The organism is Blautia sp. OF09-25XD, assembly GCF_003482095.1.
Classification (GTDB): Bacteria; Bacillota; Clostridia; order Lachnospirales; family Lachnospiraceae; genus Fusicatenibacter; species Fusicatenibacter saccharivorans.
This window is the reverse complement of record NZ_QUMG01000013.1, coordinates 55,836-82,705: the sequence shown is the minus strand read 5'-3', so window position 1 is coordinate 82,705 and position 26,870 is coordinate 55,836. Positions and strand designations below refer to the sequence as shown.

General features: G+C 51.1%; 28 protein-coding genes and 2 pseudogenes. 6 read left to right on the top strand and 24 right to left on the bottom strand.

What is annotated here, in order from left to right; all coding sequences use genetic code 11:
• Window positions 1-12: 12 nt before the first annotated feature.
• From DXA93_RS11435 to DXA93_RS11420, 4 genes are all read right to left on the bottom strand, one after another.
• On the bottom strand, window positions 13-3,810 hold the full coding sequence (locus DXA93_RS11435) for a phosphoribosylformylglycinamidine synthase (protein ID WP_117814286.1): 3,798 nt from the start codon (window positions 3,808-3,810) through the stop codon (window positions 13-15).
• 426 nt (window positions 3,811-4,236) lie between these two features.
• Window positions 4,237-4,908, bottom strand: a complete 672-nt coding sequence (locus DXA93_RS11430) for a phosphatase PAP2 family protein (protein ID WP_117814285.1) — start codon at window positions 4,906-4,908, stop codon at window positions 4,237-4,239.
• A 190-nt stretch (window positions 4,909-5,098) separates the two neighbouring features.
• Window positions 5,099-5,851, bottom strand: a complete 753-nt coding sequence (locus DXA93_RS11425; RefSeq protein ID WP_119208350.1) for a glycerophosphodiester phosphodiesterase family protein — start codon at window positions 5,849-5,851, stop codon at window positions 5,099-5,101.
• Complete coding sequence (locus tag DXA93_RS11420; protein ID WP_055228514.1) at window positions 5,848-6,795, bottom strand: diacylglycerol/lipid kinase family protein; 948 nt, start codon at window positions 6,793-6,795, stop codon at window positions 5,848-5,850. Before DXA93_RS11420 ends, DXA93_RS11425 begins: the two co-directional genes overlap by 4 nt.
• 335 nt (window positions 6,796-7,130) lie before the next feature.
• On the opposite strand from DXA93_RS11420, the gene DXA93_RS11415 reads away from it, so the two are divergent.
• Window positions 7,131-8,693: a PucR family transcriptional regulator gene (locus tag DXA93_RS11415; RefSeq protein ID WP_117510252.1), complete on the top strand. Its 1,563-nt coding sequence runs from the start codon at window positions 7,131-7,133 to the stop codon at window positions 8,691-8,693.
• On the opposite strand, the gene DXA93_RS11410 is transcribed toward DXA93_RS11415, so the two are convergent.
• Window positions 8,629-9,150 (bottom strand): phosphatase PAP2 family protein, encoded by a 522-nt coding sequence (locus tag DXA93_RS11410; protein ID WP_055221420.1) that lies wholly within the window; start codon window positions 9,148-9,150, stop codon window positions 8,629-8,631. The two genes, DXA93_RS11415 and DXA93_RS11410, sit on opposite strands and share 65 nt — an antisense overlap.
• Window positions 9,151-9,152: 2 nt before the next feature.
• The gene (locus DXA93_RS11405; RefSeq protein ID WP_147342018.1) at window positions 9,153-9,809 is read right to left on the bottom strand and encodes an NAD(P)-dependent oxidoreductase; all 657 of its coding nucleotides are present in this window, start codon (window positions 9,807-9,809) and stop codon (window positions 9,153-9,155) included.
• 190 nt (window positions 9,810-9,999) lie between these two features.
• Here DXA93_RS11405 and DXA93_RS11400 point away from each other — a divergent pair, with 190 nt between their 5' ends.
• A complete protein-coding gene (locus DXA93_RS11400; protein ID WP_117802510.1) occupies window positions 10,000-10,884 on the top strand; it encodes an N-acetylmuramoyl-L-alanine amidase in 885 nt (294 codons plus the stop codon).
• Between the two features lie 67 nt (window positions 10,885-10,951).
• On the opposite strand, the gene pcrA is transcribed toward DXA93_RS11400, so the two are convergent.
• Window positions 10,952-13,180, bottom strand: a complete 2,229-nt coding sequence (gene pcrA / locus DXA93_RS11395; RefSeq protein ID WP_055228510.1) for a DNA helicase PcrA — start codon at window positions 13,178-13,180, stop codon at window positions 10,952-10,954.
• Between the two features lie 179 nt (window positions 13,181-13,359).
• On the opposite strand from pcrA, the gene DXA93_RS11390 reads away from it, so the two are divergent.
• On the top strand, window positions 13,360-13,980 hold the full coding sequence (locus DXA93_RS11390; protein WP_055228509.1) for a DUF1836 domain-containing protein: 621 nt from the start codon (window positions 13,360-13,362) through the stop codon (window positions 13,978-13,980).
• Window positions 13,981-14,040: 60 nt separating this feature from the next.
• Here DXA93_RS11390 and DXA93_RS11385 read toward each other — a convergent pair whose 3' ends face one another.
• The 6 genes from DXA93_RS11385 to DXA93_RS11360 all read right to left on the bottom strand — a co-directional run bounded on the left by DXA93_RS11385 (window position 14,041) and on the right by DXA93_RS11360 (window position 19,132).
• Entirely contained in the window at window positions 14,041-14,340 is a 300-nt protein-coding gene (locus tag DXA93_RS11385; protein WP_022463203.1) for a YerC/YecD family TrpR-related protein, read from the bottom strand.
• Window positions 14,341-14,436: 96 nt separating this feature from the next.
• The gene (locus DXA93_RS11380; protein WP_119208348.1) at window positions 14,437-14,898 is read right to left on the bottom strand and encodes a helix-turn-helix domain-containing protein; all 462 of its coding nucleotides are present in this window, start codon (window positions 14,896-14,898) and stop codon (window positions 14,437-14,439) included.
• The gene (locus tag DXA93_RS11375; protein WP_119188860.1) at window positions 14,898-15,323 is read right to left on the bottom strand and encodes a cupin domain-containing protein; all 426 of its coding nucleotides are present in this window, start codon (window positions 15,321-15,323) and stop codon (window positions 14,898-14,900) included. The genes DXA93_RS11380 and DXA93_RS11375 overlap by 1 nt, the downstream gene beginning before the upstream one ends.
• Before the next feature lie 21 nt (window positions 15,324-15,344).
• Entirely contained in the window at window positions 15,345-16,814 is a 1,470-nt protein-coding gene (xylB, locus tag DXA93_RS11370) for a xylulokinase (protein ID WP_117510258.1), read from the bottom strand.
• A gap of 124 nt (window positions 16,815-16,938) precedes the next feature.
• Window positions 16,939-18,405 (bottom strand): L-fucose/L-arabinose isomerase family protein, encoded by a 1,467-nt coding sequence (locus tag DXA93_RS11365; RefSeq protein WP_055221457.1) that lies wholly within the window; start codon window positions 18,403-18,405, stop codon window positions 16,939-16,941.
• Between the two features lie 109 nt (window positions 18,406-18,514).
• The gene (locus tag DXA93_RS11360) at window positions 18,515-19,132 is read right to left on the bottom strand and encodes a DUF4867 family protein (RefSeq protein ID WP_119208346.1); all 618 of its coding nucleotides are present in this window, start codon (window positions 19,130-19,132) and stop codon (window positions 18,515-18,517) included.
• Between the two features lie 326 nt (window positions 19,133-19,458).
• On the opposite strand from DXA93_RS11360, the gene DXA93_RS20950 reads away from it, so the two are divergent.
• A complete protein-coding gene (locus DXA93_RS20950) occupies window positions 19,459-19,638 on the top strand; it encodes a hypothetical protein (RefSeq protein ID WP_330421163.1) in 180 nt (59 codons plus the stop codon).
• Entirely contained in the window at window positions 19,599-20,126 is a 528-nt protein-coding gene (locus DXA93_RS11355) for an energy-coupled thiamine transporter ThiT (protein WP_442857801.1), read from the top strand. Before DXA93_RS20950 ends, DXA93_RS11355 begins: the two co-directional genes overlap by 40 nt.
• 71 nt (window positions 20,127-20,197) lie before the next feature.
• Here DXA93_RS11355 and DXA93_RS11350 read toward each other — a convergent pair whose 3' ends face one another.
• From DXA93_RS11350 to DXA93_RS11340, 3 genes are read right to left on the bottom strand one after another with little or no spacing between them, the layout of a single operon-like run.
• Complete coding sequence (locus DXA93_RS11350; protein ID WP_243030613.1) at window positions 20,198-20,917, bottom strand: SpoIIIAH-like family protein; 720 nt, start codon at window positions 20,915-20,917, stop codon at window positions 20,198-20,200.
• Window positions 20,918-20,930: 13 nt separating this feature from the next.
• Window positions 20,931-21,500 carry a stage III sporulation protein AG gene (locus DXA93_RS11345; RefSeq protein ID WP_117762190.1) on the bottom strand — a complete coding sequence of 190 codons (570 nt, stop codon included), beginning with the start codon at window positions 21,498-21,500 and terminating at the stop codon, window positions 20,931-20,933.
• A 4-nt stretch (window positions 21,501-21,504) separates the two neighbouring features.
• Complete coding sequence (locus tag DXA93_RS11340; protein WP_022463195.1) at window positions 21,505-22,059, bottom strand: stage III sporulation protein AF; 555 nt, start codon at window positions 22,057-22,059, stop codon at window positions 21,505-21,507.
• Between the two features lie 14 nt (window positions 22,060-22,073).
• On the opposite strand from DXA93_RS11340, the pseudogene DXA93_RS20645 reads away from it, so the two are divergent.
• Window positions 22,074-22,202: pseudogene (locus DXA93_RS20645) on the top strand (DUF6783 domain-containing protein); the annotation flags it as partial.
• On the opposite strand, the pseudogene DXA93_RS20640 reads toward DXA93_RS20645, so the two are convergent.
• The 8 genes and pseudogenes from DXA93_RS20640 to DXA93_RS11305 all read right to left on the bottom strand — a co-directional run.
• Window positions 22,152-22,283: pseudogene (locus DXA93_RS20640) on the bottom strand (DUF6783 domain-containing protein); the annotation flags it as partial. The pseudogenes DXA93_RS20645 and DXA93_RS20640 overlap by 51 nt on opposite strands.
• On the bottom strand, window positions 22,255-23,421 hold the full coding sequence (locus tag DXA93_RS11335) for a stage III sporulation protein AE (RefSeq protein WP_055221402.1): 1,167 nt from the start codon (window positions 23,419-23,421) through the stop codon (window positions 22,255-22,257). The pseudogene DXA93_RS20640 and the gene DXA93_RS11335, both read right to left, overlap by 29 nt.
• Complete coding sequence (locus DXA93_RS11330; RefSeq protein WP_055221401.1) at window positions 23,408-23,791, bottom strand: SpoIIIAC/SpoIIIAD family protein; 384 nt, start codon at window positions 23,789-23,791, stop codon at window positions 23,408-23,410. Before DXA93_RS11330 ends, DXA93_RS11335 begins: the two co-directional genes overlap by 14 nt.
• Before the next feature lie 29 nt (window positions 23,792-23,820).
• A complete protein-coding gene (spoIIIAC, locus tag DXA93_RS11325) occupies window positions 23,821-24,015 on the bottom strand; it encodes a stage III sporulation protein AC (RefSeq protein ID WP_022463192.1) in 195 nt (64 codons plus the stop codon).
• 27 nt (window positions 24,016-24,042) lie between these two features.
• Window positions 24,043-24,558 (bottom strand): stage III sporulation protein AB, encoded by a 516-nt coding sequence (locus DXA93_RS11320; RefSeq protein ID WP_055221399.1) that lies wholly within the window; start codon window positions 24,556-24,558, stop codon window positions 24,043-24,045.
• Window positions 24,558-25,565: a stage III sporulation protein AA gene (gene spoIIIAA / locus DXA93_RS11315; RefSeq protein WP_117762191.1), complete on the bottom strand. Its 1,008-nt coding sequence runs from the start codon at window positions 25,563-25,565 to the stop codon at window positions 24,558-24,560. The genes DXA93_RS11320 and spoIIIAA overlap by 1 nt, the downstream gene beginning before the upstream one ends.
• A 57-nt stretch (window positions 25,566-25,622) precedes the next feature.
• Complete coding sequence (locus tag DXA93_RS11310) at window positions 25,623-26,195, bottom strand: 4'-phosphopantetheinyl transferase family protein (RefSeq protein WP_147399549.1); 573 nt, start codon at window positions 26,193-26,195, stop codon at window positions 25,623-25,625.
• Between the two features lie 63 nt (window positions 26,196-26,258).
• Window positions 26,259-26,765 carry an SEC-C metal-binding domain-containing protein gene (locus tag DXA93_RS11305; RefSeq protein WP_055221393.1) on the bottom strand — a complete coding sequence of 169 codons (507 nt, stop codon included), beginning with the start codon at window positions 26,763-26,765 and terminating at the stop codon, window positions 26,259-26,261.
• Window positions 26,766-26,870 lie beyond the last annotated feature (105 nt).

Here is a 26,870-nt window from a genome sequence, read left to right as displayed (position 1 = left end):
TTTGGTTTTATTTTATTTAAAGTAAGCAACACCGGACTCAAAGATCTTCAGATCCTGCTCTCCGTAGATGTTGACTGCTACGCCGTTGTCGCGGCGCTCTGCGTGTGCCATCTTACCAAAGACACGGCCGTCCGGGCTGGTGATACCCTCGATTCCGCAGTAGGAACCGTTGACATTCCAGTACTCGTTGTTGGTCAGGTTTCCGTTGACATCGCAGTAGCGGGTTGCAATCTGGCCGTTTGCCATCAGCTTGTCGATCCACTCTTTCGATGCTACGAAACGTCCCTCTCCGTGGGATGCCGGATTGGTGTAAACACCGCCAAGCTCGGCGCCTGCCAGCCATGGGGATTTGTTGGTCACAACCTTCGTGTAAACCATCTTGGAAATATGGCGTCCGATGGTGTTGAAGGTCAGAGTCGGGGAATCCTCCGTCTGTCCGAGAATCTCACCGTACGGAACGAGTCCCAGTTTGATCAGTGCCTGAAATCCGTTGCAGATACCAAGGGCAAGTCCGTCTCTCTCATTCAGCAGTTTGGTAACAGCTTCTTTGATCTTCGCATTCTGGAATGCGGTTGCAAAGAATTTTGCTGATCCATCCGGCTCATCACCTGCGGAGAATCCGCCAGGGAACATGATGATCTGCGCCTGGTTGATGGCTTTTTCAAAGGCATCGACAGAACCGCAGATGTCTTCTGCGGAAAGGTTGCTGAATACCTGAGTGATAACTTTTGCACCGGCACGCTCGAAAGCTCTGGTGCTGTCATACTCACAGTTCGTTCCCGGGAAGACCGGAATGAATACGGTCGGCTGTGCCAGCTTGTGGGAGCATACGTGGATGCTCTTTGCCTGATAGCAGCTGTCTGCAACAATTCCGTTTTCGTCTGCTGCTGCCACATTCAGGGCATCTACCTCCGGAAGCTCTGCACCGGATACGGTCTTGAATACTTTTTCCAGCGGTTTGTTCCATGCGGAAACAGCCTCGCGGATGGTGATTTCGGTGTCTTTATAGGAAAGAACCGGTTTGTCTGTCACTTCACCGATGACGGTGTAGGTGCTTGCCAGCTCTCCGACTTTTTCAGCCGGAACTTCGCAGATCAGATCTGCAATATATGGAGTAAAGAGATCTCTCTCGTCTACATTGTGCTCGATGGTTACGCCGAGAGCATTACCGAATGCCATCTTGGATACGGCTGCTGCGATACCCTGACGGTCTACGACATAAGCGGCTTTCACACGGCCGTTCTGCATATCCTCATGCAGTTTTCTGTAGGTTTCCATGACGCCTTCGTACTCTGGAAGCAGATGTGCGTCGACTGGAAGGTGGATCCACACGAGTTTGTCTCCTGTGTTTTTCAGCTCCGGAGATACTACATCTTTTAATTTTGCAACGTCAACCGCGAAGGATACGAGTGTCGGCGGTACATCGATATGGTTGAAGGTACCGGACATACTGTCTTTTCCTCCGATAGACGGCAGGCCGTAGCCCATCTGTGCGTCGTATGCACCAAGAAGCGCTGCGAACGGCTGGCTCCAGCGGTGCGGATCCTCCGTCATTCTGCGGAAATATTCCTGGAAGGTGAAGCGGACTTTGCTGTAATCGCCGCCGACTGCCACGATGCGGGACAGGGACTCGGTTACGGCATAGACTGCTCCGTGATACGGGCTCCAGCTCGATACGTATGGATCAAAGCCGTAGCTCATCATGGTAACGGTGTTGGTTTTTCCATCCGGAACCGGCACTTTTGCAACCATGGCCTGAGTTTCAGTCAGCTGATATTTTCCACCGTACGGCATCAGCACGCTGGCTGCTCCGATGGAGGAGTCAAACATCTCGACAAGACCTTTCTGGGAGCATGCGTTGAGGTCTGACAGGGTGGACAGCCATTTTTCTTTCACGTCGGCAATGTCACCGCTTCTTTTTAACGGGGTGTCCTCTGCTTTTGGAATCTCTACGAAGACATCATTCTCCTGATGTGCTCCGTTGGTGTCCAGGAATGCACGGGAAATATTGACGATCTCTTTTCCTCTCCAGGAGAGTACCAGACGCGGGTCCTCGGTTACGACTGCAACTTCGGTTGCCTCCAGGTTCTCTTCTGCGGCATATTTCAGGAACTGCTCACGGTCTTTCGGGTCGATGACAACGGCCATACGCTCCTGGGACTCGGAGATGGCGATCTCGGTTCCGTCGAGGCCGGCATATTTTTTCGGTACTTTGTCCAGATTGATCTTAAGGCCCGGTGCCAGCTCACCGATGGCAACGGAAACTCCGCCTGCACCGAAGTCGTTGCATTTTTTAATCAGAAGGCTGACTTCCTCGCGGCGGAACAGTCTCTGCAGTTTACGCTCAGTCGGTGCGTTTCCTTTCTGTACCTCTGCACCGCAGGTCTCGATGGATTCTGTCGTATGTACTTTGGAGGAACCGGTTGCACCGCCGCAGCCGTCTCTTCCAGTACGGCCGCCGAGCAGGATGATGATATCGCCCGGATCGGAATTTTCACGGACAACGGCACGGCGCGGTGCTGCTCCAAGGACAGCTCCGATCTCCATACGTTTTGCCACGTAGTCCGGATGGTAAACTTCTTTGACATAGCCGGTTGCAAGACCGATCTGGTTTCCATAGGAGCTGTAGCCGTGTGCTGCTTCTCTTACGAGTTTTTTCTGCGGAAGTTTTCCTTCGAGTGTCTCGCTCTGCGGACGGGTCGGATCTGCGGCTCCGGTCACACGCATTGCCTGATATACATAGGTTCTGCCGGAAAGCGGGTCACGGATTGCACCGCCAAGGCAGGTTGCTGCACCACCGAACGGCTCGATCTCGGTCGGGTGGTTGTGGGTCTCGTTTTTGAAGTTGATCAGCCACTCTTCGTCTTTTCCGTCTACATCTACCGGTACGACGATGGAGCATGCGTTGATTTCATCAGACTCTTCCTGATCTGCGAGTTTTCCTTCGGATTTCAGTTTTTTCATTGCCAGAAGGGCAAGGTCCATAAGGCAGATGAATTTGTCATCACGGCCTTTGTAGAGTACCTCACGGTCGCTTAAGTAGCGGTCGTAGCTTTTTTTCATCGGCTCGTAGTAGTCGCCTTCGCCGAAGGTCACGTTGGTAAGCTCGGTGGAGAAGGTGGTATGGCGGCAGTGATCGGACCAGTAGGTATCGAGTACTCGGATCTCGGTCATGGATGGATTTCGTTTTTCTTCGCCGCGGAAGTAGTTCTGGATATGCAGGAAGTCTTTGAAGGTCATGGCAAGGCCGAGGGAATCATACAGGGCTTTTAATTCTGCCTCCGGCATGTCGATGAATCCGTCGAAGATTTTGACGTCTGCCGGCTCTTCAAATTTTGTCACGAGGGTTTCCGGTTTTTCAAGTCCTGTCTCTCTGGAGTCTACCGGATTGATGCAGTGTGCTTTGACTGCGTCAAACTGCTCATCAGTCATCTCTCCTTCGATAACATACGTAACGGCGGAGCGGATGATCGGCTGCTCGTCTTCTTTTAAGAACTGCACGCACTGTACGGCAGAATCGGCTCTCTGATCAAACTGTCCCGGAAGGAATTCTACGGAAAATACTCTCGCACCTTCTGCACGCGGGAAATCTTCCTGATAGCAGATATCAACCGGCGGCTCTGCAAAGACTACTTTACATGCTTTCTCATATGTCTCATCACTGATATTTTCTACATCGTACCGGATCAGCTCCCGTACGTTGGTTACGGTCTGGATGTTCAGATAGTGCTTGATTTCATGCTTCAGATCTTTCGCCTTAATCGCAAATTCCGGCTTTTTCTCCACATAAACGCGTCTGACTGTACTCATTTTTATCCTCCATTTGTCTGAATCATAGTCCCCAAAAAACGGGACAATCTTTCGTTACTTACAGAATAGCATATTTATCTTTATAAATGAAATTAATATATCTTATATGTTTTATAAGTTTTATTTCTTAATAGACGGACGCATTCCATTTTTCCTGCACTACCATCCCGCTCATCACCCATTTTCTCCCGTCCTAAACCGTCAGGCCCGCGCACTTTCTGGTGCTGGGGGATGCATTTGCAGGGGGCTTTAGAAATACTAAGAGCCTTGAAATTTGCGTTGTTATAAAAAAGTCAACTGTCTGAGCGCAGCGAGTTTTGACTTTTTTATAACATTTTTAGCAAATTCCAAGGCTCTTAGTATTTCTTATCCCCCGAAACAGTATCCCCCAGCACCAGAAAGTGCGCGGACCGTCCGTTTCCGTTTTTACATTCTATATTTCGCTTTTTTCTCCCGTGTCTGCAGTGCATTCCCCGCCTTTGCCGGCCGGTACAGCAGCATACAGGTTCCCGCATTCATAACAAGCGCACAGCACACATCCGATACGGAGTGCTGTTTTAAAAACATGGTCGAAAACACAATCAGCACCGTCAGGCCCAGGCAGACGTTTCGGAATACCGGGCGGTTTTTGAGCTGCTCGCTGTGTTCTACGGCAACAGCTACGGCTACGGAATTATATACGTGAATACTTGGGAATACGTTGGTCGGTGTGTCTGTCAGGTAAAGGCCTCTGACCAGATCCGTGAAAATGTTCTCCCGTGGGAATACCGTCGGGCGCAGGTTCTGGCCGTTCGGGTACAGATAGGAGATCACGAGGAACGCCGTCATTCCGATTCCCAGGTTGATAATCAGCTGATAATATTCTCTGCGGTTCTTGTTGCAGAGTCCGAAATAAAGGACAGACCATGCAATAAATCCAAACCACATAAAATAAGGAATCACAAAAAACTCACAGAACGGAATCATATCATCAAACGGAGTATGAATCAGATGATATCCTTTCGTAATGTGCGTTTCCAGATATTGAAAACATTTCAGATAGAAAATACCATAAACCACTACCGGAAGAAAATGCTTATATTTTTTTATTGTCTTCATAGTTTCCCTCCACTTTTCTGACGAGGTTTTTCTCTTCAACCTGCTGAAATTATAGCACACCGAAAACCGAAGTCAATAAGCTTTATTATTTTTTAAGAAACAATTCATCGGTTTCTGAAAACCGTCCTTGGGATGGAAATGTTCAAAGATCGCCGCGTCGAATTTTTTCCGTGTCCGGTTATATACATGCTCATCTTTTACCGTCCATGCAAATGCCGGTGTCCGAAACAGCATACGGTCGATCAGGAACCGGGCAGTCGGCGTAGCGGTGGTCGTAGGCGATAAAATCCGGTTTCCCGATAAAATTCAGCATCAGATGACGCGCCATTATCCGCAGGATCAGATGCACCTTATCATCCTTTGAAAAACGGCCGGAAAGCTGGCCGCGCAGCGTCTGCGGCATGTGGCGGCGGCACCAGCGGAGGGCCAGGCTGTTGAAGGATTCCATGCAGAACATACCGGTGTACCCCTCCATCTCCTTCTGAAATCCCGCACAGACCGCCGTGGAAAGTCCCGGCATCTTGATTTCGATTAAAAGCGGCACGCGGCCGTCTACCGTCTGCAGTACCTCACGAAGCAGCGGAATCTTTTCCGTGCTGTCGCCCAGATGGAACTGCTGGAGTTCCTCATACGTATAATCGCTGATTTTTCCCTCGTTTCCACACATCCGCTTCATCGTGTCATCGTGGAACACCACAATCCGTCCATCCTTTGTGATCTGAATATCCAGCTCGATGGCATATCCCTGCTCCGCCGCGCGGGCAAAAGCCGGAAGAGAATTCTCCGGAACTCCCTCCGCCGCGTTCCACAGACCGCGGTGCGCATAATTCCATTCCGCAAATTTCAGACATTCCTGCCGTCTCGATGTAGCCGGCAGAATGGAAAAGAAATAACCTGCTGCCAGAACGGCAAGCACTGCAAAAAATATGATCCAGAACATCATCTTTCCATCCCTTCTTTCACCCAGTCGCCCAAAAGGCGGAGACGCTCCGTTTCCAGTCCGATCCTTTCCTCCGTGCGGTGTCCGCCCGATTCTCCGTCCAGGTGGACCGGTTCCGCGCGGTCTGTCTGAAAGGAAAGGCTGCTGCACCGCTCCATATGTACCTCAGGAAATCCCGTGTGGCGTCCAAACAGCGCCATCGGCAGAAGATAGCTGACTTTCCATTTGGCAAGATTGGAAACCACCATCACGTCGAGCAGATCATCTGTCCCGTCCGCCTCCGGGCAGAAGCAAAAGCCGCCGCCCTCGTACGGAAAATTCATTGCCACTGCAAAAAGAACATTTTCAAACGAACGGTGTTCTCCGTTTTCCAGCGCTGCATCCAGTGTGAACGGTTCGAGATAAAAGAGCTGCCGCAGTGCAATCATCACATACGTAAGTTTTCCCAGATGCAGCCGGTTCAGCGTATTCTTGATTTTTGATGCCAGCGCCTCGTGGCAGATGCCTGCATCAAAACCGATGCCGGTGCTGACGAGAAATCTCCGCTTTTGGCTGCCAAGAAGCGCCGTTCCAATGTTGATCTCCTTTTCCTCCCCTTTCAGCACAGCTTCCAGCGCCTGCAGCGGATCGGAGGGAATTCCGGCACCGCGCGCAAAATCGTTGCCGCTTCCCGTTGGAATATAACCGAACTTTACATCCGACAGGCTGGTGATTCCATCGACCGCCTCATTCGCCGTACCGTCTCCGCCGATCGCCAGAAGGACATCATCGGGATTCCATACCCCTTTCGCGGTCAGCCGTGCTGCCGTCTCCCGTGCGCTTCCGTGATACTTTGTCGGATATACACGAAATTCCGTCCTGCGCCGCTCAAGCTCGCCCTCAATCACCGGCCACAGCTTCTCGCCGCGCCCCGACCGCGATTTTTTATTTACTATAATATGATACATTAAAGTCATACCTTCCTTTTTCTTCTGTAAAAAACCACTTCAAATCACCTGAATCATATTCTTACACAGCGAAACGGCAAGTGTTTCACTGCTGAGTGAACAGTAACCAAATCAGCCATATTGTAGCAGTTTTCCCCGCAAACCACAACTATCTTCACAAAATCTTAACTTGTTGCCGCCGTAAAAATTCCCGCACCCCTGTCTTTTCTTTCTTGACAGACCTTTTTGTTCTGCTAAAATAAAAAGTACCGCGGTTTCGTCCGCAGAACGTCACTCATTTCTGAGGAGGTTTTTATGAATTTTTACGATATGACACGCGCAGGGAGGATGATACGATGAAGCTCTCCCCCGCATTTCTCGCTTATAAGCTAAGCAGCGCTTTTTCGGTTCTTGCACCGGAAAACCTGCCGCTCTCCGGCACACTGGAGCTGCCTGTTCTTTATCAGACAGGCTCCGCAGCCACTGCGCACCGGGTCTTTCTCTGCACAGAAGAACAGATCGGCTCTCTTTCCTCCCTCCCTGAAGAAAGCAGTTCCCTTTTTCTTCTCTGTACCGAAGAACTGCCGGAGGAACTTCCGGCTCCGGTTTCGATCGCCGTTAAGAGCAGCGTATCCGCTGTTTTTTCGTTCCTGCAGGAGCTTTTCTGGACGTACGATTCATGGCAGAAGGAGCTGATGCAGGCACGTCTCGACGGAAAATCGATCCAGCATCTTTTAAATCTCTCCCTGCCTGTTTTTGCCCACCCGCTGATGGTGGTCGGCATGGATTTTTCCATCATCGCCGCAGCGTCCGAAGAACCTTCCTTTTTTCCCGAGAAGGTGTTTGGCTCCCTCGATGCAACGCGCCCGCTTCTGCTCTCCTTGACAGAAAGCAGCGAATACGCGTCCGTCCGCGATCTCGATGGATGGTTCCGCTTTCCGGATCACGTAACGGGACTTGGTTCCCTCTGCGTCAACATCACGCAGCATGGTCAGAGCGCCTACCGCCTGCTGCTCCTCGACACGAAAAAGGATCTTTCTGATTCCGAAGGCTTTCTTCTTGAATTTCTTGCAGAAATGATCCATCACGCCTTCCTGCACAATGTGATGCAGAAAACCTCGCCGGCGCAGTCGCTTCACACCGTGCTGCTCCGTGCCCTCGACGACCGGATGGCCGACTATATTGCGGTCAGCCAGGCTCTCGATGCGCTCGGCTGGCATTCCCGCCACACCTACTGCTGCCTCTATCTGCAGCTCTCCGATATGGATCAGAAAAACCTGACGGCAAACTCGGTCTGCGCCTATCTGGAAAATATTCTGACCGGCTGCTCCGCGTTTCCACACGGCGGCGGTATCGTTGCGTTCTTTAACCTCACGCTGTCCGATTTTTCCATGACCGATCTGATGGAACGCATGGTGCACTTTGTGGAGGACAGTTCCTTAAATGCCGGCTTTTCGCGCTGCATGAACGGCCACATGAATCTGCGCCGCCAGTATATCCAGGCAAAAATCGCCCTGCAGTTCGGTACGCGAAAATATCCCGACAAACGGATGCATCCGTTCAACGATATCTCGTTTGACTACATCCTCGATCAGGCAACAAAAAAGCTCCCAGGCTACATGCTGTGCCATGAGAGACTTCTCTTTCTGCAGGAGCACGACGACAGCTCCGGCAGTGACTATATGCGGACGCTCCGCTGCTATCTGGACAACCACTGCAATGTCGTCCAGACGGCGCGTGAGCTTTTTATCCACCGCAGTACCCTGCTCTACCGCCTGGAAAAGATCAAGGAAATTTTAGAATCTGATCTTTCCAGCCCGGATGAAATTCTGTATCTGATGCTTTCGTTCCGTTTTATCGACCTCGAGAATGAAGAAGAAAACCGTTCTGGATCTTCGCAGCCAGAAAAGCACAGATAAAACCAACCGCAATTCCCGCTAGGACATCGGTCGGGAAATGCACAAACAGATACAGTCTGGAAAATGCAATCAGGCAGGCCAGAATCAGTGCGGCAGCTCCTTCTTTTTTGTGCATCACAAAAATAGAGACTGCCGCCGCAAACGAGGCTGCCGAATGGCCCGATGGGAAGGAATAGTCCTTCGGAGCGGCAACCAGCAGCTTTACCTGCTCGTCAATCCAGCACGGACGCGGGCGCGCTGCCAGCGGCTTTAACACCAGATTACATAAAATCAAATCTAAAATCAGCGCGATCGCCATTCTTACACCGCATTTCCGGTATTTCGGAAGGATTAAGAAAACGGCGGTCAGCGCAATCCAGATCCATCCCGCATTTCCAAGTGAAGTGATTCCCACCATCACCCGATCGAGCACTGCATTGTGAAGATGCTGCAGTGCATATAAAATTGAAAAATCCATTCTTACCCCTCTCTGTAAAAAATGGGCATTTTTCTGCTGTACATCTGCTGATCGGCGGCCGCCTCGTACAGAAATTCCGCCAGGGCCTCTCTCGAGTATCCAGGCCGGAACTGGCTGCCGTCCAGCGAAATACTGCAGTTCTGCCCTACCTTTTTCACTTTCCCGTCTCTTCCCGGACACGTCCGCACCAGTGTCCAGTTCAGATCGCTCCGTGCCAGAACCTGTCCCATCTTCTGCATATCTTTATAGACACCTGGCCAGAAAATCTGCATGAATTTCGTACTCATTCTCTGGTATTTGTCCTCGCAGTCTCCAAACGCATGAATGCAGACATGGCCTACCGTCACAAACCGCGTTTTTCCAAGCTGCTTCATGGCCGAGAGAATCATCGCGTTTCCGTCAGCCAGCGGTGTCTCCTCTTCTTTTACATGTTTCACACGCATCGGAGTCAGCACGCTGATGACTGCATCCGCTTCCAGCAGTGCCTCCAGCACGCGTTCCCGGTTCTGAAGGCTTCCCTCAATCACGGTCATATTTTTTCTCGGCCAGATCGCTTTTGCATCCGGCACGTAGGCGGTCACCTGTGCGCCGTGAAGAAGCGCCGTGTTGGTCACATACTGCCCAAGCAGTCCCCCCAGACTGAATATTGTAATTTTCATGAAATCCTCACTCTCATCTGTGTGTCTTTTGTATCCTCCGCAGATTTTTTGACACACTTTCCTAATGTTATCTCCTATTCTAACACACCGCCCGTATACGATACAATGAAATAAAACTAAAAAAAGTATAACCTTTTTCGTCCTTTCTTCATATCGTAAGTAGAACCGTATTTTCAGGAGCTTTGATCTTATGCCCTATACTATCGTAATCGATGCCGGACACGGGGGAAGTGATCCGGGCGCTGTCTATGAGGGACGCAGGGAAAAGGATGACAATCTTTCCCTCGCCATCGCGGTCGGTGAGCTTCTTTCCCGGCAGGGTGTCTCTGTCATTTATACCCGCACAACCGATGTTTATCAGACGCCGTTTGAAAAGGCGCAGATGGCCAATCAGGCGGATGCCGACTTTTTTATTTCTTTTCACCGGAATTCTTCGGAGGAACCGAACCAGTATACCGGCGTGGAAACGCTTGTCTATGACAACTCCGGCATCAAACAGACAATGGCAGAAAACATTAACGGCGCGCTCTCGGAGCTGGGATTCCGGAATCTCGGTGTCAAGGCACGGCCAGGGCTTGTTGTTCTGCGGCGGACGAAAATGCCGGCTCTTCTGATTGAAACCGGCTTTCTGAACAATGAGCAGGACAATACGCTCTACGATGAAAAGCAGGAAGAAATCGCCCGCGCCATCGCGGATGCAGTGCTTGGAACGCTGGATCTCGAGACGGTCACGGAGGCTGACCGGCGCGCTGCGGAAACGGAGGCCGCCCGTCCGTCCGTTTCAACAGCGGATACCGTCACTGCTTCCGCTTCGCCCCATCCCACGCCGCCGGAACAGGAAAATCCTTCCGATACACCGGAAACCTTCTACCGTGTCCAGACCGGCCTTTTCCGCATCCGCCAGAATGCCGACCGTATGCTTTACGACCTTCTCGACCAGGGCTATCCCGCTTTTCTTCTCGCCGAGGACGGCTTTTTCAAAGTCCAGGTCGGCGCTTACCGCCAGCTCGGAAATGCCATTCTGATGGAACGCCGCCTGCGCCGCGACGGCTATTCCACCCTGATTACCACCTGAGCGTCTGACGCATCAGTCGAAAAAAGAGCGTGCCGGAATTTTATTTTCCGGCACGCTCTCGTTCTCCTTATAACTTTTTCAGTTTTGCAAACGAAGCAAACATTTTCTTCGTACCAGCCTGGTCGAAGTTGACGGTAACTTCATAATCTCTTCCGCCGTCCACGATATCCGTGACAATGCCGACACCGAACTTGATATGGCGCACCGTATCCCCAATTTCGTAATCGAGTTTCGTCGCCTTCTGCGCGCTGAAGGTTTTCGCCTGCTGCGGCTTCTCGCGGAATGCCTGCTTCATCGCCGCATAAACGCTGCCTCTCGTCGGAATGTCCATCTTCGGCTTCCGGTCTTCGATCTCCCCGCGCTCCCGCTCCAGTGAAATCAGCTCCCGCGGAATCTCTTTGACAAAACGGGACATCTTGTTGTACTGCACTTCGCCGCGGATCATTCTCTGGCGCGCACACGTCAATGTCAGATGCTGCATCGCACGCGTGATGCCCACGTAGCAGAGACGTCGCTCCTCCTCCAGCTCCGACGGATCATCCCCGGTGATCGTCATGTAGCTCGGGAAAATGCCATCCTCCATGCCGGCAAGGAATACGTTCGGGAACTCCAGTCCTTTTGCGGAATGCAGTGTCATCAACAGCACGTAATCGCTCTCCTCATCCACCGAGTCGATATCAGACACCAGCGCAACCTCCTGCAGAAAACCACCGAGAGATGGCTGTTCGGCGCTCTCCTCATAATCCGCAATCTTTGAAATCAGCTCGTCGATGTTCTCGATGCGGGCTGCCGCTTCTTCGGTTCCCTCCGCCTGCAGATCTGCTACATAGCCGGTCTCCTCGATGATTTCATTCAGCAGCTCTTTGACCGACAGATAATCTGCTTTCGCGCGGAGTACCTGTAAAAAGGACGTGAAGGATTTAATCTTATTTAAAGACCGCATCAGCCCCGGCACATACTCGGCCTCAAGAAGCGCATCGTAGAAACGGATGCCCTGCTCTGCCTCCCAGTCCTGCACTTTGTTGATCGTCGCCGCTCCGATACCGCGCCGCGGAACGTTGATGATACGCAGTACCGCAAGGTCATCCTCCGGGTTCTCGATCACACGCAGATACGCCAGCAGATCCTTGATCTCGCGTCTCGCATAGAAGTTAACACCGCCCACGATTTTATATGGAACATTTGCAAGCAGCAGTTTCTCCTCAAAAAGACGGGACTGTGCGTTGGTACGGTAGAGAATTGCATAATCACGGTACTTCTTTCCCTCCGTGCGGACGCCGCGCGTGATTTCTCCTGCCACGTACTCCGCCTCCTCAAAACCGCTCTGGAACTGCCGCAGATCGATCAGGTCACCCTCCGGATTCTCTGTCCACAGGCGTTTTGCTTTTCGTCCCTGGTTATTCGCAATCACTTCATTTGCCGCATTCAGAATATTCTGCGTGGAACGGTAATTCTGCTCCAGTTTAATGACCTTCGCATCCGGGAATACATGCTCAAAACTCAGAATATTTTCAATATTCGCCCCGCGGAATTTGTAGATCGACTGGTCATCATCGCCGACAACGCAGAGATTGCGGTATTTTGCCGCCAGAAGGCTCACAAAGCGGAACTGAACCGTGTTGGTATCCTGATACTCATCGACCATGATATAGCGGAACTGCTCCTGATAATAGTCGAGCACTTCCGGGAACTGCTGGAATAATTTTACTGTCTGTACCAGCAGATCATCGAAGTCCATCGCATTGTTTTTCTTTAACTCTGCCTGATACTCCGCATAAACTGCCGCATACTTCTGCAGCTTCCAGTCGATTCCCGCGTCAATCCGGTACTGGTCCGGCTCGATCATCTCATCCTTTGCGGACGAAATTGCCGCCATGATCGCACGGTCGCGGTACAGTTTCGGATCCATCTGGAGCCGTTTCATGATGTCCTTGATCAGCGATTTCTGGTCATCGGTATCGTAAATTGCAAAATTGTTGGCGTATCCCAGACGTTCAGCATGGCGGCGCAGAATCCGCACGCAGCTGGAATGGAAGGTGCTGACCCAGATCCGCTCCGATCCGTATCCCACGATTTTATCGACACGCTCACGCATTTCTCCGGCGGCCTTATTCGTAAAGGTGATCGCCATAATATTCCATGGATTGACGCCTTTGTCCCGGATCAGGGAGGCGATGCGGTGCGTCAGTACCCTCGTCTTTCCCGAACCGGCACCTGCAAGGATCAGAAGCGGCCCTTCGGTGTGCTCCACAGCTTCCATCTGCATCGGGTTTAATCCTGTTTCTGTCTGATTCATGTTCTTTCTCCTTCATCTGCTTCGAATCTTTTCACATGCATCTCAGTATATAACAAATCCGCCCCGGTTACAAGTAAGAACGAACATACGTTGCATTTTTATCATGGAAACTTTTTTTCGCAAAGTCCTTGCTATCTGGTATTAAAAACTATATAATGGGAACCGTGAGGTGATAACAAATGACGATAGACTCAGATAAAATTCTTCATGATTTACTGAATTCACTGGATTCTCTCGAAGGCATCCGCCCGGGGGAAATCCCGAACATTGCTTTATATATGGACCAGGTCACGACCTTTATGGACGCACAGCTCGCTTCTTCGCGCCGCTTCGAGTCCGATAAGGTTCTGACAAAAACAATGATCAACAACTATGCAAAAAACAAGCTGCTCCCGCCGCCGGTCAAAAAGAAATATTCGCCGGAGCACATGATGCTTCTGGTTTTTATTTACTACTTTAAAAACATCCTCTCGATCACGGATATCCAGACACTGCTCGCCCCGATCACCGATCGGTATTTCGGCACGGAGAGCGGCTTTTCCATCAAAGATATCTACGACGAAATTTTCCAGATGGAAAAAGAAGAAATTGCATCCGTAAAAGAAGATCTTCTGAAAAAAGCGGATGTATCCAAGTCCATGTTCGGCAGCTCACCGGAGGAGGACCGGGAATTTCTCCAGCTCTTTTCGTTTATCTGTCTGCTGAGTTTCGATGTCTATCTGAAAAAACAGATGATCGAGCACATGGTGGATGAACTGGCATCCCTCGCGGCGCCTTCTGATCCGAAAAAGAAAAATTAAGAACAAACGTGTAAAATCAAAAAAGACGGCTGCGTTGGAATCGCACCGTCTTTTTTGATTTTACACATTTTCTTTCTTTTCCATCCGTTCAAACACCATCTCATATCCGTCGTTTCCATAGCTTAAGGAACGGTTCACGCGGCTGATCGTCGCCGTGGATGCTCCCGTCTTTTCGGAAATTTCCAGATACGTTCTCTTCTCCCGCAGCATTTTCGCCACTTCAAACCGCTGCGACAGCGAAAGCAGTTCATTGATGGTGCATACATCCTCAAAAAAAGTATAGCATTCTTCCTTATTCTTCAGACACAAAATTGCCTCAAAAAGCTGGTCTACTGCTTCTGAATGAAGTTTCTTGTTCATTTCAAGCCCTCCTGTACGAAAATTAAGTCCCCATCTCATTCTTATAACTCGGAATACTACCATTTTAGCACAGTAAAGTGTGAAATACAAGTCCTTTTATCCCTGCATCAGCAAAGCCTGTACCATCGACTCCCGCTGTCTGCGGTAATCGCTCGGCGAACAGGCCTTTACCGTCTTGAAGGTACGGTTGAAGGCACTTAAAGAAGAGAATCCGGAATTCATCGCCACATCCGTGATACTCATCTTTTTGTCGTACAGAAGCTCCTCTGCGCGTTTGACGCGTTTAGAATTGAGGTACTCATAGAATGTCATGTTCATGTACTGCTTGAAAATTCTGGTAAAGTGGAACTTGGAAAATCCGCTGACCGTAGCTACTTCCTCGAGAGAAAGATTCTCCATGTAATGGACATTGATATAACGGCAGACGCTTAAAACAGCCTCTATATATTCCTGCTGCTTCATTGCCCCGAACGTATTCTGCGCGTTGGCATCCGAAAAGCCCTTGCGGCCAAACTCTGAAAAAAGCTCTTTGAGGCCGGTGCAGATTCTGTGCGTCATCACTGCGCCTCATTATCGTATTCCCGCACCAGTTCCAGAATCTGGCTGCGTAGAAACAGATAGAAGGGATCTTCCTCATCCTCTTTTTTGAAGTAGATGGCCGGAAGCCGCAGGAAAATCGTTTCCATTTCTTCCTGATTCTCCACACAGCCCGGTTCCACCAGCATGACAATCCGTTCTCCCTGGGATACGAATCTCATTCCGTGTACAACGCCGGAATTGATCATAATGATGTCGCCCTCTTTGAGATTATAGCTGTCTTTTCCGACAACAACCTCATATTCGCCTCTGGTCGGCATGATAATTTCAATTGCGGTATGCCAGTGCTTCGGATAGCCTTCTGTCACGGTGTTGTGAAAGATTTCAAACGCCGGCGGGTTTGCTGCATTCCGGTCAAATGTTTTCCCATGTTCCACTTTCTTCATCTTATTTCTTACCTCTTTTTATTACAGCAGCTCTGTAAACAGATCTTTTACGGTCGGATAAATCTTTGCAAATTTCTGATACTGGCGCTCATATTTCTCAACCAGTTCCGGTTCCGGCTCGATGGTCTCTGTCACACGAACAATTTTTTCTGCCGCCTCTTCTACGGATGAAAAGACACCGCAGGCAACGGCTGCCAGCATGGCTCCGCCAAGTGCCGGGCCTTCCTCGGACTCAATACGGTCCACTTTGATGTTCAGCACGTTTGCGATCATGCGTCTCCACAGCGGGCTCTTTGCACCGCCTCCGCAGATTTTCGTTCTCTCGATCTGGATGCCGAGGGATTTTGCTACCTCAAAGGAATCGCGGATCGCAAAGGCAACGCCCTCGAGAACAGCCTGGGTCATATCCTCTCTTGTGGTGTCCATGGTCAGGCCGATGAAAGTTCCTCTTGCATCCGGGTTGTTGTGCGGGGAACGCTCGCCCATCAGATACGGCAGGAAGAAGACATTATTCTCGCCAAGTTTTGTGATGTTCTCCTGCTCTTTTGTATATTCTTTTGTGCGGATGATTTCATCCATCCACCATTTGTTGCAGGAAGCTGCACTCAGCATGCATCCCATCAGGTGATAGTGGCCGTCTGCGTGTGCGAATGCGTGCAGGGCATTGTGGCTGTCTACGCCGAATTTGTTGCTGGAAATGAATACGGTTCCGCTTGTACCAAGGGAAACGTTGCACATGCCGTCGCCTACGGTTCCGGTTCCGACTGCGGCTGCTGCGTTGTCTCCGGCTCCTGCTACAACTTTACAGGTCTCCGGCAGTCCAAGTTCTGCTGCTACTTCCGGTTTTAAGGTTCCGACAGCGTCAAAGCTCTCATGGAGCTCCGGCAGCATCTCCAGGGAAATACCGCAGATTTCTGCCATCTCTTTGGACCAGCATTTGTTCTTGACATCCATCAGAAGCATGCCCGATGCATCGGAGTAGTCGCTTACGAATGCGCCGGAGAGACGGTATGCCAGGTAATCTTTTGGAAGCATGATTTTGCAGATTTTTGCGAAGTTATCCGGCTCATTTTCTTTCACCCAGAGAATCTTCGGTGCGGTAAAGCCTGCAAATGCAATGTTTGCGGTGTACTCGGAGAGTTTTTCTTTTCCGATTACGGTGTTCAGATAATCGGTCTGTTTTGCGGTACGGCCGTCGTTCCAGAGGATCGCCGGGCGGATGACGTTATCGTTCTCATCCAGGATGACAAGGCCATGCATCTGGCCGCCGAAGCTGATGCCGGCTACCTGGGATTTGTCTACGTCTTTTACCAGCTCGCGGATTCCCTCTTTGCTCTGTTCCCACCAGTCTTCCGGTTTCTGCTCAGACCAGCCTGGATGCGGGAAATACAGCGGATACTCTCTCGATACAATATTTACAATTTTGCCTTCCTCGTCCATCAGAAGCAGTTTGACAGCGGAAGTACCAAGGTCAACACCAATAAAATACATGTCGAATCTCCTTTTTCTACTCTTTTTCAAAAAGGGCGGCAGCAGACCTAGATCTCTGCTCCGCCCTTTTGCTTATGCGTTACTGCATATCTTTCTTATTTTTCAGTGATTCTTCCGGAACGGATTAGCCCCACGGATTCTCTGTCGGGTAACGAACACCCTTCGGCTGGTTGTAGCCGATCTCATCTACTTCAACACCGAGCATTTTGAATACTTCGAATAACGGTTTTCCGAAGTGTCCGAATGCTACTGCGCCGTGATGCGGATAGTTTTTCTCTACCAGTACGTGACGGTAGAATCTGCCCATCTCCGGAATAGCGAAGATACCGATGCTTCCGAAGGAACGTGTTGCTACAGGAAGAACCTCGCCCTCTGCGATGTATCCGCGCAGTTTTGCGTCAGATGTGCTCTGCAGACGATAGAAGGTGATGTCTCCAGGAACGATATCTCCCTCGAGGGTACCCTGTGTTACTTCTTCCGGAAGGGTTCTTGCCATGATCATCTGATATTTCATAGAGCAGAATGCCAGTTTGGTGGAAGCGGTATTTCCGCAGTGGAATCCCATGAAGGTATCTTTTAAGGTGTAATCAAATTTGCCTTTGATTTCGCTCTCATACATATCCTTCGGAACGGTGTTGTTGATGTCGAGGAGTGTTACGGTGTCTTTGGATACAACGGTTCCGATGAACTCGGACAGTGTTCCGTAGATATCTACCTCACAGGATACCGGGATGCCCATCTTGGTCAGACGGCTGTTGACATAGCAAGGAACGAATCCGAACTGTGTCTGGAATGCCGGCCAGCATTTTCCGGTCAGGGTTACGTATTTTCTGGAGCCTTTGTGTGCTTCGATCCAGTCTAACAAGGTGATCTCGTACTGAGCCAGTTTCGGCAGGATTTCCGGTTTCAGGTTTCCTTCGCCGAGCTCTTTTGCCATATCTTCTACGACTGCCGGGATTCTCTCGTCGCCTGCGTGTTTGTTGAATGCTTCAAACAGGTCAAGCTCGGAGTTCTCTTCGATTTCTACGCCGAGGTTGTACAGCTGTTTGATCGGTGCGTTACATGCCAGGAAGTTGGTCGGACGCGGTCCGAAGCTGATGATTTTCAGGTTCTTAACAGCTACAACTGCAGTTGCAACCGGTACGAAATCTTTGATCATGGCTGCTACGTCTTCTGCATCGCCAACCGGGTACTCTGGAATGTATGCGTGCAGGTTGCGCAGTTTCAGGTTGTAGCTTGCGTTCAGAACGCCGCAGTATGCATCGCCGCGTCCGCCTACAAGGTCGTCGCCGGTCTCTTCTGCTGCTGCTACTACCATGCAAGGTCCGTCGAAGTATTTTACAAGCAGGGTTTCCTCGGTCTCCGGTCCGAAGTTTCCAAGGTATACAACAAGTGCATCACACTCTGCTTTTTTCAGGTCTTCGAGTGCGTTCATCATGTCGATTTCATTCTCGACGATGATTGGACATTCGTAGATTTCTCCGTCGTATGCTTTTACGACTGCTTTTCTTCTGTTCTCGGAAAGGCTGTTCGGGAAGCAGTCACGGCTTACTGCAACGATACCTAATTTGATTTCCGGTGTATTGTTGATCATTTTTGAAGATCCTCCTTTTTTTGGTTTTCTTGGTTTTTGGTTTCTTTTTATGTTCAGAACTGCTCTTTTGGGGCAGTGTTTCTGATTTCTGGTTTTGTCTCTGGTTTTATTTTACCGAGAGGTTTTCTCCTTTGATGCCTGCTACGCTTCCAGCGATGTTTGCATCCGGGTGGCTTAAGAGCCATTTGTTTCTGGCGAAGAGCAGGTCGTCTTCCGGGGTGTGTTTTTCTTCCAGGGTGATGTCGGTATTGGTTCCTTTTGGAAGGACTACGACGCATTTGAAGCCGCTGGCTGCCACGTTGCATGGTGCGTAGTGGAGGGTGGTTGCGTAGACTTCAATGGTGGTTCCGGCCGGGATTAAGAAGGCCTCCATTCTGGATGAGTCGTAGGTGTGGTCTTCGGTGATGTCCTGTTCTTTTCCGAGGATCAGGATCAGGTCGGTTACGGCGATGTTGATTTCGCTGTCGCGGTGGTATTCTACGGCGTTCAGTAAATGGTTGTGGCCGTTGCAGTAGCCGATCTGGATCGGCATGCCGCCGTAGAGGCTGTCGGATACGGACTGGGCGCTTTTGCAGGCTTCGAGGCTTTCAATGGAAGGCTCGTAGACTACGTCGTCGGGACATGGGGTCTCGGACATGGCGGTGATGATGTCGCTGACGTCGAGGTCTTTGATGACTTTGCCGTACTGGCGGAATGCTTCGTCTGTTACTTTCAGAATCTGCATTGTTTTGGTGCTCCTTTCGTACAATTAGTTTAATGATTGAACTAATTGTAATATAGCACTTGTATGTACTTCTTGTCAACATGTATTTGGATGAAAAAACGGACGGGTTGACAAATAAGGGGGAGGTTGGTATACTTTAATACGTTAAAATAATAAGACGCTAGGGGAGCCTTTGGCTGAGAACGTGGGACAGGGATAAGCTCACGGACCTCACTACCTGAACGGGATAATTCCTGCGTAGGGAAGCTGGAACGTGGTTTCGGATGTGATTCGGGACTGTGTTTTTATGTGAGCCCCTCCAAGCGGAATGCGAAGGAGGTTTTTTTATGAGTTTTTTTGTTACTGCTGACGGCGGACTGACGACGGCCGGTTATGTTGGATGCGTGGTGCTGATGGTGGCGCTGGTGGTGATTGCTTCGGTTCTTTCTGCTCAGAAGAGTAAGGGGACGGGAATGGATGCAAGGAGCTGGCGTTTTGTGCGATGGGGATGGCGCTGGCGTTTGTGACTTCGTATGTGAAGGTGTTTGAGCTGCCGTACGGGGGATCGGTTACGTTGTTTTCGATGCTGTTTATTGTGCTGATTGCGAACTGGTATGGGGCGAAGACGGGTATTCTCGTTGGTTTTGCTTATGGACTGCTGCAGTTTATCCAGGGGCCGTATGTGCTGTCGCTGTTCCAGGTGTGCTGTGATTATGTGTTTGCGTTTGCGGCGCTGGGTGTGGCCGGATTCTTTGGAAAGAAGAAAAACGGGCTGCTGATCGGGTATATTGTGGCTGTGCTGGCGAGGGGATTTTTCCATACGTTAGGCGGATATCTGTACTGGATGGATTATATGCCGGAGAATTTCCCGCAGTCTTTGAAGGCGCTGTATCCGATTATTTACAACTACAGCTATCTGCTGGCTGAAGGTGTACTGACGGTGATTCTGATCTCGCTGCCGCCGGTGAAGAAAGCACTGCAGACGGTTGCAAGAACGGCACATGGTGCAAATTAAATAGAATTACGTGAAAAAATCCGGGAACGCATGATTTTGCGTTTCCGGATTTTTTACGTGGATATCAAAATTTACTGAGCACTCTCCTCTGCGGCTGTGTCGGCGGCGGAACTCATGGGGGTGATGACGATGTTTTCTACGCCGATTCCGGTTTTGCGGGTTACGATGTCTTCGATCTGGGCACGCTGTTCCTCGGTTACTTCTTTCATCGGAACGACGATGTCGGCGGTTTCGCCGGTCAGGTTTACGACGACATCGTTGAAGCCTTTGGCTTCGAGGAGGAGTTCGGTTGCCGACTCTTTTTCTACGAGTTCCGTCATTTCCACCATGCTCTGGACGGCGCTCTGGCGCTCGGTTTCGGAGAGGTTGGTGTTGTTGATGATTTCGTTTAAGGTGTCTTTATTCTGGGAACGGATCTGTTCCCGGTCGATTCTGGCCTGGGCCATGTATGTAGATGCCCCGGCAAGGACAGCCTCTCCCGGTGTTTCTGTGATGGTCCGCGAGGAATCGCCAGCGGCTCCGGCGTCCACCTCATCGGTGATGTCGGTGTCAAGGCTGGAGATGTCTTTTAATACGGTGCTTGTGTCTGCGGTGGTTCCGTCTGCCGTTCCTTTGGTGGACAGGGTGCTGTCCGCATAGTTGATGTATCCGGCGACGGCAATCATGATCGCAAGGGCGGTGATGATGACCTGGTTTTTCCGGAATTTTTTCTTTTTCCCGGCCGTCTTTTTCGGCGATGGTGTCTCTGCCATTTTCTCAGGTGCATTCATTTCCTGTTCTAATTTTTCCACGCATTTGACTCCTTTACTTCATTTTGACTACTTTAATCTTATTTGCGCCCACCTGAAATAATGCCATCACGGCCTCCTGAATCTCCTGTATCGTCACCGGGTTTCCCCCGCCTTCTGCGATAACGAGCACGCCGCGCACCGCCGGGTACTCCTCGGAAACCACATACGGTGTCTCGGCCCCGTTCTGTGTCTTTTCATAGACAGTTGCCTCATCCTGCGACGAGGATGTAACGCTTCCGGTCTCCTCTCCCTTCTTGTTTTCCTCCGTTGTGCTCCGCGTTGGGACATCTTTTTCCACAATCTTTTTTCCTGTGGATTCCAGCGTCACCACGACGTGCACTGCGCCCACACCGTCCATCTGGGAAAGTGCGTCACAAAGGCGCTGTTCCATCTCCTCCTGCACCGAAAGTCCCGCATCCCCCGCCGGACGCACAGCCGTCTCCTGCGGCTGTTCTGTCTCCTCACTGGTCTTTTTTGTTCCCGTCGGCAGCAGCAGGACAACGCCGATTGCCGCCAGCAGGAAGTACAGCATCCACTGCTCCTTTTTCTGTTTCCGGAAAAACGCCGCTGCCTTTTCCCTCATAGGCCTATTCCGAAATCTCTACCATAATATGCGCCGGATCGGTTCCGTAGACCTCACTTAAAACACTTTTGATCTCTGTCAGCTTTTCATCGAGCATTTCCCGCTGTTTTTTCTGTTCTTCGCGGTAAATGCTCGTCTGCCGCATCGGCGCTTCAATGCGGATCTCTTTTGCCTCACCGGTGTTTCCCGGCTCCAGCGTTACCGAAACGGCTGCCCCCGGAATGCCGCTCTCTGACAGATACATCCGGATCTGGCGCTCCGTCTCTTTTTCCCAGGCGCCCACGTAATACTGTTTTTCAAAGCTTTCTGCACGAATCTGTACATTTTCCATTGCTGCTGCCTCCTCTTCCAGCGTCAGACGGTCGAGCGTCTGCGCCATTTTCTGCTCCAAACCTCCCGCTTTTAGCACGGGCTGGAAAAAAATCAGTACCATCACAATTCCAAGAAAAAACTGAACCGGCTTCTTGTCCTCCTTCTCCGGGATCAGGTTCAGCACAGTTGTCATAAAAATCAGAAAAATTGAAATATTCTTAAGCCACTGCAGAATCTCTTCTACCATGCCGCCTCCCGCCGCTGCCTGCCCAACTACACGCTAGAGCGTGTCTGAAAAACCATTTCCGCAAGCTGCAAGCCCCACTTTGCGGGAGATTTTACCCTCATTCGGTTGCCGTAGCCCGCTACGCCGCCCTCATTCGGATAAAATCTCCCACAAACTGGGACTCGCAGCTCACGAAAAGCCTTTTTCAGACAAGCTCTAGGAAAAAGTTCCCGCCAGGATTGCAATCGTCAGCAGAAACAGGACTTCTACGGTCAGAAGGAGACGCAGAAGCATCGCATATCCTTTTCCTGCCGCCGCAAGACATCCCGCGATCCGCTTGTCCGAGACGGGCTGTGCCGCCGCGGCGAGAAGGCGGAAGGAAAGACCCGAAACGAGAAGTTGAACGGCGGGGACCATGCCCGCTGCGAGCAGTACCAGCATTGCCGTCACGCCAAAGCAGTTGCGGATCAGCACCGCGGAGCCTGCCACCAACTCGGTTACAGCATTCACCGCATTTCCGATGCCGGGAATCATTCCGGCAGTCCGCCAGAGTGCCATCTGCCGCAGGGAATCGAGCGCCGGTGCGATCAGATTCCGGATCATCTGCATTCCCACAAGTACGCCGAGCGACGATTTTAAAAGGCCGTTCACGCAGGTTTCCAGCAGCTCTGTCATATGGGACAAAATCTCCTCGCCGGAAAGATCGTTTACAAGGGCGATGAGCAGATAGATATGGATCATCGGGAGGACGAGGGCGAGCAGAAGCTTTTCGACAGCCAGAATCACTAGAAGGAGCATCTGATAAAACATCACGGCTGATGATGCGCCCCCGGCGGCCGCGGCCGCCAGATAGTAGGATGGCGTCAGGATCCGCATAAAAGCGACCAGCGATGTGATGACAGCTTTCAGGTTTTCCCCGCTCGACTGGAAATTTTTCAGAATCAGTGCAAGCGCAAGCAGATAGACCATATAAAAACTGGCGTCCCTGACCTGTTTTCCTTCAAAGAGAGAGGAAAAACTGCCGAGCACCGCGCCTGCCAGAACGAGGAGAAACAGCTCCTTCATCAGCCCCTTCTGCGCAAGGAATGCTGTTTTGGCACAGGAGAGAACGGCATTTCCGGCACGGAAGGTGCGGAAGGGATCGCCATCCTGCAGAAGAGAACGCACCGTACCGGCAAAAGAAAACTGCTGGCTGGACAGCAGGCTGTCCACTTCCTGCTGGATTGCATCGAAGTCGAGTTCTGCAAGAAGTTCGTCCTGCGCTGCTGCTGCCTGATCCGTTTCGGTATCCGCTGCTTCGATTTTCTGCGTTCTTCCCGTTCCGAAAATGAGACACAGAAAAAGCAGCGCCATGCCCCATCCGGCTTTTTTACAGAAAATCATGAACCGTTTCCAGCAGAGCGAGCAGCACTGGCATACTGACGGCAAGGACCGCCAGGCGGGCGAACAGTTCAATCTGCCCTGCAATGGAAGAATAGCCCGCATCCTTACAGATCCCGGCGGAAAACTGCCCCACATACGTGATCCCAAGCATTTTCAGCAGCGTATTCAGATACGATGAGTCCACCGGGAGATACGATTTCATTTGTGCGAGCATGCCGAGCAGATACTGCATTTTTCCGACGGTCCCGGCAAGAATGCAGAGGCCGGCACCGACCGTCACAAGAAGGGCAAATTCCGGCTTTGCTCCCTTTACTGTGATTCCAAGCAGCACGCCCGCCGTGCCAAGCGCAGCGATCCGAAGTATATCCATATGATCCCCTCCGTTTTTTCTCTCTGCTCTTAAATTGTAAACAGTTGTTTGATGTCCTCAAACAGCGCGGAAATATAGGGAAGAATCCAGAACAGCACAAGCACAAGACCGGCAAGGCTTGCAAGAAATGCCTGTTCTTCCCGGCCGCTGTGTTTTAATACCTGGCACAGGACCGATACCAGAATCCCGACTGCCCCGATTTTAAATAGAATCCCGACCTCCACGCCTGCTCCTCCGTTTTCAGACACGCCCTAAACCAGAATCAAAAATAAAAAAAGGCCTCCCATGATTCCAAGACTCTGACAGAGCCTCTTCCTTTCCGGCAATCCTTTCTGCAGTTCCGCGATCCGCTGCACAAGGCGTGCCTCATACCGGTCCAGATTCGCCTTCTGCATGGCGCGGTCCCCAGTGCCAAGGCTGCATCCGGCCTCCTGCAGCTCTTCTTTTTCTTCTTTTGTAAGGCGTGTATCCGCCAGGTGGACTGCCGTATTCTCTTCCAGAATCGCCGGCAGTGTCTTTCCGTCCGGGCGGCGCATATCCTCGGAAATATCCTGTAAAAAATCCCGGTACGGATCCCGCATCCGCCTTCCCGTCTCCCAGAACGCATCCGGCAGCGGGGAAGCCGCCGTCACAATCTCTCCACGCAGATACTGGATAATTTTCTGCAGTGTTTCCAGATCTTTCACATGGGCCGACAGCGCCGCACTCTTTGCAAAGCCGATCCCGACGCAGGCAAGAGAAGCCGCCAGTAAAACTGCAAGCCGCATCACAGAAACGCCTCCCTTCGGTACAGTGTCGTTCCTCTTCCGTCAAAAATAGCCTGTACACTTCCGGCGCGGGGTTTCGCATCCAGCACGATGTACCGCTCGAAAACGTGGGATTCCACGAGGCGGTTCAGGAGAGGCTTCTGCTTCATATCCTCCATGGAATTGCCATGCACGGTCGCGAGCAGCTTGCACCCGCAGTTAACGACGGACTCGATCGCACGGATGTCCTCGCCCGTTCCGATCTCATCGACTGCCACCACATCGGGCGACATGGCGCGGATCAGCATCATCATGCCCTCCGCCTTCGGACAGCAGTCGAGCACATCGGTGCGGATGCCGACATCATTCTGCGCAACGCCGAGATAGCAGCCTGCGATCTCGCTCCGTTCATCGACCACACCGACGGTCAGCCCCGGATACGGCGACTCCCCGTCCGAAATCTGGCGGATGATATCGCGCAGCATCGTCGTTTTACCGCAGCCGGGTGCGGAGACAATCAGGGTGTGCAGGAAACGGCCGTCTTCCCAAAGGTACGGCATCACTCGGTCCGCGCAGCCCTTTTTCTCATGAGCAACCCGCACGTTGATGCAGGATATATGGCTGATGCCTTTCACCTTTTCCCCTTCGATTACCGTCTTTCCGGCAATGCCGATCCGGTGGCCGCCCTCCACGGTCAGAAAACCCTGCCGCAGTTCATCCTCGTAGGCATAGAGGGAAAAACTTCCTATGTAATCCATCGTATCGCGGATATCCGTCGGTGAGACGGGATAACCTTTCTCCCACTCCCCGGTCAGTGCTCCGTCCGGGGTCAGAAAGTACTCCTGATCCTTTGCGACCACCAGAAGCGGCGCGCCGGTCCGCAGACGGATTTCCTGCAGGTCATCGGCCAGCAGATCTGTGTTTTTCAGAATTTTCCGTATATTCGCAGAAAACAGGCGCAAAAGTTCCCTTTGCTCCTGTTTTTTCTCTGGCGTAACAATATCCTTTTGTCTTCCTGTCCTTTTCATCTTCACCACCTCTTATCGTTATATATATGAGATGGCGGGACAGGTTATGCACGGTTTTTATGATTCTATTCTTTTCATGCAGATTTTCACGGGCTCCGCTGCCCAGACGGCGCCTTCATATCCTTTCTCCGGACTGAAATGCGTGCAGAAGCCCTCTTTCTTTTCCATTCCAAGAGAACCCGAAAGACCGGTTCCCCTCCACTTGCCGTAGCTCTCCTCCTCGGTCCAGATCCGGAAAAACAGCGTTTCAGCATTCTCCGCTGCGGCAAGGCGTTTCTGGTCTTCGGCGGAAAAATACCGTTCTGCCATGCGCTCCCAGGCAGCGCGGCGGTGCTGCTGCAGATCCATGCCGATCGGAATGGAAGCAAAAGCGCAGGCAGCGTATTCCCCCGAATGAGAAATATTAAAACAGATCTGCGGATGCCCTGGCAGGTACGGTTTTCCGTGCGCATTCCGTTCGATCGTTATCTTTTCTCCATCCAGCCCATACTGTTCCTGCATTCCCATCCGGAACAGCTCCCATCCGCACTGCGAGAGTTCCCGTTCCAGCTCTTTTTTTTTCGCCCTCCGGCTGTGTAATTTTTTTTCAGATAAACTACCGTCTCCTGCATCCTGCTTCTCCCTCTTCATAGAAAAAGAGACCGCGAAGCCTTTCAACTTTCGGCTCCCCGGTCTCTTCTCGAAAATTCTTTCTTATGCGTTTTTACCGCAGCAGTATTTGTATTTCTTTCCGCTTCCGCACGGGCATGGATCGTTTCTTCCGATTTTTTTGCCTTTGATTACAGTGCCGGATTTTTTCTGCTCCATGTAAAGCGTTTTCTTCTGCTCTTCTGTGAAGATCTCATCCCACATCGGCAGGTTGTACAGCCAGTCTGCTTTTGCGTCTACCATGTTTTTGTATAGAAGCTCTTTATCGTAAGCCAGTGTAACAACGGTATCCTCTTCCATCTCCTCGATCGGGTTCGGGATCACAAGGCTGTCGTTGATGCCGTCCAGGAAACCAACCATGGTCATAACGTCCACTTTGTATTTCTCTGCCAGCTCTTTTACGGTTCCTTTTACCACTTCATCCGGGTTGGAAAGAAGCTGCTCGTAAATGTTTTTCTCAATCAGGAAATAATTGGTCCAGAACTGCTGGAGCTGTTTTTTGTCTGCTTCCTGATTATAGGCGATATCACGCCAATTCTGTAATAAACTCATGTTATTATCCATCCTTTATCTGTTTCTCTGAGCGCGTTTTTTCGCGCCGTCCCCTAGCGGGATTCCGGTTTTTGTAACACGCTTTAGTATATCGGAAAGTCCGCA

Bases quoted from the DNA above. Each gene is read 5' to 3' on its own strand.
- DXA93_RS11435 (WP_117814286.1), bottom strand. From the start codon at position 3,810: ATGAGTACAGTCAGACGCGTTTATGTGGAGAAAAAGCCGGAATTTGCG.
- DXA93_RS11430 (WP_117814285.1), bottom strand. From the start codon at position 4,908: ATGAAGACAATAAAAAAATATAAGCATTTTCTTCCGGTAGTGGTTTAT.
- DXA93_RS11425 (WP_119208350.1), bottom strand. From the start codon at position 5,851: ATGATGTTCTGGATCATATTTTTTGCAGTGCTTGCCGTTCTGGCAGCA.
- DXA93_RS11420 (WP_055228514.1), bottom strand. From the start codon at position 6,795: ATGTATCATATTATAGTAAATAAAAAATCGCGGTCGGGGCGCGGCGAG.
- DXA93_RS11415 (WP_117510252.1), top strand. From the start codon at position 7,131: ATGAAGCTCTCCCCCGCATTTCTCGCTTATAAGCTAAGCAGCGCTTTT.
- DXA93_RS11410 (WP_055221420.1), bottom strand. From the start codon at position 9,150: ATGGATTTTTCAATTTTATATGCACTGCAGCATCTTCACAATGCAGTG.
- DXA93_RS11405 (WP_147342018.1), bottom strand. From the start codon at position 9,809: ATGAAAATTACAATATTCAGTCTGGGGGGACTGCTTGGGCAGTATGTG.
- DXA93_RS11400 (WP_117802510.1), top strand. From the start codon at position 10,000: ATGCCCTATACTATCGTAATCGATGCCGGACACGGGGGAAGTGATCCG.
- pcrA (WP_055228510.1), bottom strand. From the start codon at position 13,180: ATGAATCAGACAGAAACAGGATTAAACCCGATGCAGATGGAAGCTGTG.
- DXA93_RS11390 (WP_055228509.1), top strand. From the start codon at position 13,360: ATGACGATAGACTCAGATAAAATTCTTCATGATTTACTGAATTCACTG.
- DXA93_RS11385 (WP_022463203.1), bottom strand. From the start codon at position 14,340: ATGAACAAGAAACTTCATTCAGAAGCAGTAGACCAGCTTTTTGAGGCA.
- DXA93_RS11380 (WP_119208348.1), bottom strand. From the start codon at position 14,898: ATGACGCACAGAATCTGCACCGGCCTCAAAGAGCTTTTTTCAGAGTTT.
- DXA93_RS11375 (WP_119188860.1), bottom strand. From the start codon at position 15,323: ATGAAGAAAGTGGAACATGGGAAAACATTTGACCGGAATGCAGCAAAC.
- xylB (WP_117510258.1), bottom strand. From the start codon at position 16,814: ATGTATTTTATTGGTGTTGACCTTGGTACTTCCGCTGTCAAACTGCTT.
- DXA93_RS11360 (WP_119208346.1), bottom strand. From the start codon at position 19,132: ATGCAGATTCTGAAAGTAACAGACGAAGCATTCCGCCAGTACGGCAAA.
- DXA93_RS20950 (WP_330421163.1), top strand. From the start codon at position 19,459: ATGAGTTTTTTTGTTACTGCTGACGGCGGACTGACGACGGCCGGTTAT.
- DXA93_RS11345 (WP_117762190.1), bottom strand. From the start codon at position 21,500: ATGAGGGAAAAGGCAGCGGCGTTTTTCCGGAAACAGAAAAAGGAGCAG.
- DXA93_RS11340 (WP_022463195.1), bottom strand. From the start codon at position 22,059: ATGGTAGAAGAGATTCTGCAGTGGCTTAAGAATATTTCAATTTTTCTG.
- DXA93_RS11335 (WP_055221402.1), bottom strand. From the start codon at position 23,421: ATGATTTTCTGTAAAAAAGCCGGATGGGGCATGGCGCTGCTTTTTCTG.
- DXA93_RS11330 (WP_055221401.1), bottom strand. From the start codon at position 23,791: ATGGATATACTTCGGATCGCTGCGCTTGGCACGGCGGGCGTGCTGCTT.
- DXA93_RS11320 (WP_055221399.1), bottom strand. From the start codon at position 24,558: ATGCGGCTTGCAGTTTTACTGGCGGCTTCTCTTGCCTGCGTCGGGATC.
- spoIIIAA (WP_117762191.1), bottom strand. From the start codon at position 25,565: ATGAAAAGGACAGGAAGACAAAAGGATATTGTTACGCCAGAGAAAAAA.
- DXA93_RS11310 (WP_147399549.1), bottom strand. From the start codon at position 26,195: ATGAAGAGGGAGAAGCAGGATGCAGGAGACGGTAGTTTATCTGAAAAA.
- DXA93_RS11305 (WP_055221393.1), bottom strand. From the start codon at position 26,765: ATGAGTTTATTACAGAATTGGCGTGATATCGCCTATAATCAGGAAGCA.